The sequence below is a fragment of the Rhodopseudomonas sp. B29 genome (assembly GCF_000333455.1).
Lineage (GTDB): Bacteria > Pseudomonadota > Alphaproteobacteria > Rhizobiales > Xanthobacteraceae > Rhodopseudomonas.
The window spans coordinates 1-6,195 of the sequence record NZ_BADD01000428.1; the positions used below are offsets into that span (position 1 = coordinate 1).

A 6,195-nucleotide genomic window follows, 5' to 3' on the forward strand; every position below is an offset into this window, starting at 1 on the left:
TGTAGACATCGCCATTGCTCTTCGCCGACGCGCTGAGCTGGTCGACCAGGTTTTTCGATGCAGTAATCAGCGCGCTGATTTTGCCGTCGTCGGCCATCGAGCCGGTGTTGTCGAGCGCCATCGCCACGCGCAGTTTGGTCGTGCCCCAGGCGGTCGTCGACGAGGTGCCGAACGTCAGATTGGGGAACCCGGCCAACTTCAAGAAGCTGGTGTTGATGGCTCCGAATCCGGTCAGTTTGATCTGCGCCCCGGTGGTCGGGCTGTTGGTGAAAGCGGCGGTGACGTTGACGCTGCTGACGTCGGTATTTGTGTACAGCGCGTTGAAATAGGCCTGCGCTTTGCTGGTCACGTCCGATGCGCTGAGATTGCCGGCCGAATCATCCTTCGACACCATCAGCGCCGCCGAATCGAGGGCTGCCTGCATGGACGTGCGGGCCTTGTTGGCGCGCGAGTAATCGATGGCGGCGCCAATAAAGCTGACGAGCGGCACCAGCGCGAGCGCGAAGATCACGGCGATATTGCCGTTTTCGGCGATGCAAAAACGATTTACACCGCTCCGCAGCTTGGCGAAGAGGGTCGTGGCGAACATAGGTTTCACCCGGATTGTGTCGGCGGACTTATGTTCGTTTCTAGGGACTTTACGAGGAGTAAAACCCTTCGTTGAAATTCGCTAAATTACCCGACAAATGCACCCGATACTGCCCTCGCTGGCCTTGTCGTAAACAGGCCCTCAACACCGTCGCGGAAAATTCCGGCTTTTCCGTTGGGCAGCGCTCGAACAGTGTCGTGTTGGGCCGCATGGTCGATGACGGCTGGCGTGTCCACCGCCCGGCGTCGCCCCCTCCGGGATTTCCACGCTTGCGGCAAATCAGGGATCGACCCATATTTACCATAACTTGCCTGGGCGCGGTTTGCCGGAACTGGATCGACGATCATGGGTCGCCGTTCGCGAACGGTTACGTCATGCTCCGGTGTCCTTGAGTTCCGTGGGGATCAATCATCACCTCTGCCATGTCGCAATCGATTTCACGCTCCGACGTCACAGCGCCGTCCGCCGGCCGCATCGACCACCCGCCGCGAATGGCCGGCGACGGCCGGTCCGGCTCAGGCAGCCCGACGACTTCGGTCATCACCAAGACCAAGCCGCGCACCAAGCGCCCGAACCTCTACCGCGTACTCATCCTCAACGACGACTACACGCCGATGGAGTTCGTCGTTCATGTTTTGGAGAAATTCTTCAACATGGACGTCGAGGCAGCGACAAAAGTCATGCTGCATGTCCATCATCACGGCATCGGCGAGTGCGGCGTGTTTACCTACGAGATCGCAGAGACCAAAGTGACGCAGGTGATGGACTTCGCCCGCAAGCACCAGCATCCTCTGCAGTGCGTAATGGAAAAGAAGTAGGACGGAGGCGTCGAATTCGGAACGGGTCTTGCATCGATGTGAGCGGCAGGTCGCGTTCGACTTGCTTGGTGGCCTTCGAGCGGAACCGCTCTTCCGCAGCCGGGTTGGGTCACTATATCTCGAAAGGTTGTTGTTGCGCACCGCTGCAGCGACGATCAAGATGAGCGGGGGACACAGAGGACCAGATGCCGACCTTTTCGCAAAGCCTTGAACAATCCCTGCACCGCGCTCTCGCGATCGCCAACGAGCGCCACCATCAATACGCGACGCTCGAACATCTGCTGCTTTCGCTGGTCGATGATTCCGATGCTGCCGCGGTGATGCGGGCCTGCAGCGTCGATCTCGACAAGCTGCGCACCAGCCTCGTCAACTACCTCGAGACCGAGTTCGAGAATCTCGTCACCGACGGCTCCGAAGATGCCAAGCCGACTGCCGGCTTCCAGCGCGTGATTCAACGCGCCGTGATCCATGTGCAGTCGAGTGGCCGCGAAGAAGTGACCGGCGCCAATGTGCTGATCGCGATCTTCGCAGAGCGCGAGAGCCATGCTGCGTATTTCCTGCAGGAGCAGGACATGACGCGCTACGACGCGGTCAATTACATCAGCCACGGCATCGCCAAGCGCCCCGGCGTCTCCGAGACGCGGCCGGTGCGTGGCGTGGACGAGGAGACCGAGACCAAGAGCGGCGACGACGCCAAGAAGAAGGGCGACGCGCTCGAGACCTATTGCGTCAACCTGAACAAGAAGGCGCGCGACGGCAAGATCGATCCGGTGATCGGCCGTAACGCCGAGATCAACCGCGCCATCCAGGTGCTTTGTCGCCGCCAGAAGAACAACCCGCTGTTCGTCGGCGAAGCCGGCGTCGGCAAGACCGCGATCGCCGAGGGTCTTGCGAAGCGCATCGTCGACAGCGAAGTGCCAGAGGTGCTTGCCGCGGCTACCGTGTTCTCGCTGGACATGGGCACGCTGCTGGCTGGTACGCGGTATCGTGGTGACTTCGAAGAGCGCCTCAAGCAAGTCTTGAAGGAGCTCGAGGCGCACCCGAACGCGATCTTGTTCATCGACGAGATCCACACCGTGATCGGCGCTGGCGCGACCTCCGGTGGCGCGATGGATGCCTCGAATTTGCTCAAGCCTGCACTGGCTTCGGGCAGCATCCGCTGCATGGGCTCCACGACGTACAAAGAATACCGCCAGCACTTCGAGAAGGACCGCGCGCTGGTGCGGCGCTTCCAGAAAATCGACGTCAACGAGCCGACCGTCGAGGACGCGATTGCGATCCTCAAGGGCCTCAAGCCGTACTTCGAGGACTATCACAAGCTGAAGTATACCAACGAGGCGATCGAATCGGCCGTCGAACTGTCGTCGCGCTACATCCATGACCGGAAGTTGCCGGACAAGGCGATCGACGTGATCGACGAGTCGGGCGCGGCGCAGATGCTGCTCGCCGAGAACAAGCGCAAGAAGACGATTGGCATCAAGGAGATCGAAGCCACCGTCGCGACCATGGCGCGGATCCCGCCGAAGAGCGTGTCGAAGGATGACGCCGAGGTGCTCAAGCATCTCGAAACGACTCTGAAGCGCGTTGTGTTCGGTCAGGACAAGGCGATCGAATCGCTGTCCGCCTCGATCAAGCTGGCGCGCGCCGGCCTGCGCGAGCCCGAGAAGCCGATCGGCTGCTACCTGTTCTCCGGCCCGACCGGCGTCGGCAAGACCGAAGTGGCGAAGCAACTGGCTTCGACACTGGGTGTCGAGCTCCTGCGCTTCGACATGTCGGAGTACATGGAGCGGCACACCGTCTCGCGCCTGATCGGCGCGCCTCCCGGCTATGTCGGCTTCGATCAGGGCGGTCTGCTCACCGATGGCGTCGACCAGCATCCGCATTGCGTCGTGCTGCTCGACGAAATCGAGAAGGCGCATCCGGACCTTTACAACGTGCTGCTGCAGATCATGGATCACGGCCGGCTCACAGACCACAACGGCAAGCAGGTCAACTTCCGTAATGTGATCCTGATCATGACGACGAACGCCGGCGCGGCCGATCTGGCCCGGCAGGCGTTCGGCTTCACCCGCAGCAAGCGCGAAGGCGACGATCACGAGGCGATCAACCGGCAGTTCGCGCCGGAATTCCGCAACCGCCTCGACGCTATCGTGTCGTTCGCGCACCTCAATGCCGACGTCATCGGCATGGTGGTGGAGAAATTCGTGCTGCAGCTCGAAGCTCAGCTCGCCGATCGTGACGTCACGATCGAACTGACCGAGGCCGCCAAGGCCTGGCTGGTGGAGCACGGCTACGACGAGCAGATGGGCGCGCGGCCGATGGCCCGGGTCATCCAGGAGCACATCAAGAAGCCGTTGGCCGACGAGGTGTTGTTCGGCCAGCTCAAGGACGGCGGCCACGTCAAGGTGGTGCTGGTCAAGGACGAGGGTGTCGCCGGCGTGGAGCTCGAGAAGATCGGCTTCGAGTTCGTCGAAGGCCCGGTCGCTCCGAAGCCGGAGAAGCTGCCGAGCGCCAAGAAGCGCGGCGCGGCCCGCAAGCCGAAGCCCGGCTCCAAGGGGCCGGCGCCGAGCGATCCGCTGGTCGGCGCCTGAGGGCTGAGCAGAAAGAACGAACAAGGGCCGGCGAGACATCGCCGGCCTTTTTCGTTTGGGATGGAGCTTGGCCCGACTGCTACTTCAACGCGACGGGAATAATAAGCTGAAGCAATTCTGCAGATCATAACTTGATCAAGCAGCAGCATGCTTTCAGAGGCACTGAGTCCTCATCCTGAGGAGCCCGGCGGTAGCCGGGCGTCTCGAAGGATGGCGCCACGAGTTGCCTGCGGCCCATGGTTCGAGACGGCGCTTCGCGCCTCCTCACCACGAGGGTGTACTTGTAGCAGAGCTCAAAGGCAGAACTGCTCCAGCTCGTCAGACGCCGCAGGGGCACCCCGGACGATCTCCGGCTAATGCCGGCTTTGCCGATAGTCACGCGGAGACTGGCCGTAGCGCTCGCGGAAGACGCGGCCGAAGTGAGACAGGTCGTTGAAGCCCCAGGCGAACGCGATTTCGCCGATCTGGCGGCGTGCCAGCTGCGGCGAGGCGAGGTCGCGCGCGCAACGCTCCAGCCGCTGTGCCAGCAAATAGCGCTGGAATGAGGTGGCGTCGTCGGCGAACAGATCGCTGACATAGCGCGGCGAAATGCCCAGCGCCGCAGCCGCGTCTGACGCGCACAACTCCGGATCATGCAGCCGGCTCTGAATGTGGACCTTGAGGCGATGCAGCATCGCGGAGCGGTGAGAGGTTGTGGCGCGCGTATCACCGAGACGATTGGCGATCGCCATCGCGACGAGATCCATCGCCTGCTCGGTGAGCCGGTTCGCGGTATCGTCATCGATCCGGCCGGCGAGCTGACTGATCGATGAGATGAAGTCGTAGGCCAGCTTGTCGAGGTGGTGCTCCGATGAGAACACGGTGGCGGTCAGATCCTCAGTGCGTATCCGGCGATTGATCAGTTCGCGCGGCACCTGAAAAATACGCTGCGAGAAGTCGCCGTCAAATTGCAGTTCGTAAGGTCGGGTCGTGTCATAGAAGGCAAATTGGCCTGGGCGGATCACCGCCTCGCGGCCGTCCTGTGTCACGCCGCCGTAGCCGGTGGTGCCGAGCGCAATCAGCACCGACTCATCCTGGGCGCGGGCGATCCGTGCCGGTGTGCGCGACACCCGCTGTGCGCATGATGAAACAGTTGAAGTTAGCGAACGGCCGAGAGGCGCGCGAGAAATGGAGCCGTGGAAGGCGCTGCCCTTCTTGTCGGACGTGCAATCAAGCTGAACATAGACATCGCAAATGATGTCCTGCCAAAGCGTAAGCCGCTTGTGGGGCGGCGCTTCGTTTGCCGTGAACCGGGTCGACATCGTTGAAGCTCCCTGGGCGACCGAGCCGCTGCGGAAATCGAGTCGAGTTTTCCTGCCGTCCTGGACGAGTATCGTCGCCGGCGCCTCAATAAGATGCACGGATCAAATCCGATGATCAACTGTGCAATACAGGAGGTTGCAGTGGGAGTGACACACCCGAAATACAAAGTAGCAGTGGTCCAGGCCGCGCCGGTCTGGCTGGACCTCGATGCGACGGTCGACAAGACCATCGCGCTGATCGAAGAAGCGGCGGCGAATGGCGCCAAACTGATCGCTTTTCCCGAGGTCTTCATCCCCGGGTATCCCTGGTACGTCTGGCTGGACTCGCCGGCCTGGACGCTCGGCCGCGGTTTCGTCCAGCGTTACTTCGACAATTCGTTGAGCTACGACTCGCCGCAGGCCGACAAGCTGCGGGACGCCGTGAAGCGGGCCGGGCTCACTGCGGTGCTCGGGCTGTCCGAGCGGGATGGCGGTAGCCTCTATATCGCGCAATGGATCATCGGACCGGACGGCGAGACCATCGCCAAGCGCCGCAAGCTGCGGCCCACGCATGTCGAGCGCACCGTTTATGGCGAAGGCGACGGCAGCGATCTGGCGGTGCACGACCGGCCCGATATCGGCCGCCTCGGCGCGCTGTGCTGCTGGGAGCATCTGCAGCCACTGTCCAAGTTCGCGATGTACGCCCAGAACGAGCAGGTGCACGTCGCGGCGTGTCCGAGTTTTTCGCTGTACGACCCGTTCGCTCCGGCGCTCGGCTGGCAGGTGAACAATTCGGTGTCGCAAGTCTACGCCGTCGAGGGATCGTGCTTCGTGCTCGGGCCGTGCGCCACCGTCTCGCAGGCGAAGATCGACGAGATGTGCGACAGCGACAGCAAGCACGCGCTTGCTGAAGGCAG

General features: G+C 62.2%; 5 protein-coding genes. 3 read left to right on the plus strand and 2 right to left on the minus strand.

Annotated elements, in window-relative coordinates; genetic code table 11:
* The coding region (locus I5M_RS15345; RefSeq protein ID WP_022722200.1) for a TadE/TadG family type IV pilus assembly protein at positions 1-589 on the minus strand (589 nt) is incomplete at its 3' end.
* Between the two features lie 422 nt (positions 590-1,011).
* Here I5M_RS15345 and clpS point away from each other — a divergent pair.
* A complete protein-coding gene (gene clpS, locus I5M_RS15350; RefSeq protein WP_022722201.1) occupies positions 1,012-1,407 on the plus strand; it encodes an ATP-dependent Clp protease adapter ClpS in 396 nt (131 codons plus the stop codon).
* 185 nt (positions 1,408-1,592) lie between these two features.
* Complete coding sequence (clpA, locus tag I5M_RS15355) at positions 1,593-3,998, plus strand: ATP-dependent Clp protease ATP-binding subunit ClpA (protein ID WP_022722202.1); 2,406 nt, start codon at positions 1,593-1,595, stop codon at positions 3,996-3,998.
* 353 nt (positions 3,999-4,351) lie between these two features.
* Here the strand turns inward: clpA and I5M_RS15360 are convergent, their stop codons facing one another.
* A complete protein-coding gene (locus tag I5M_RS15360; RefSeq protein WP_022722203.1) occupies positions 4,352-5,299 on the minus strand; it encodes a helix-turn-helix domain-containing protein in 948 nt (315 codons plus the stop codon).
* Positions 5,300-5,440: 141 nt separating this feature from the next.
* On the opposite strand from I5M_RS15360, the gene I5M_RS15365 reads away from it, so the two are divergent.
* Positions 5,441-6,195: carbon-nitrogen hydrolase family protein (locus I5M_RS15365; RefSeq protein ID WP_031336525.1), on the plus strand; the 755-nt coding region annotated here is incomplete at its 3' end.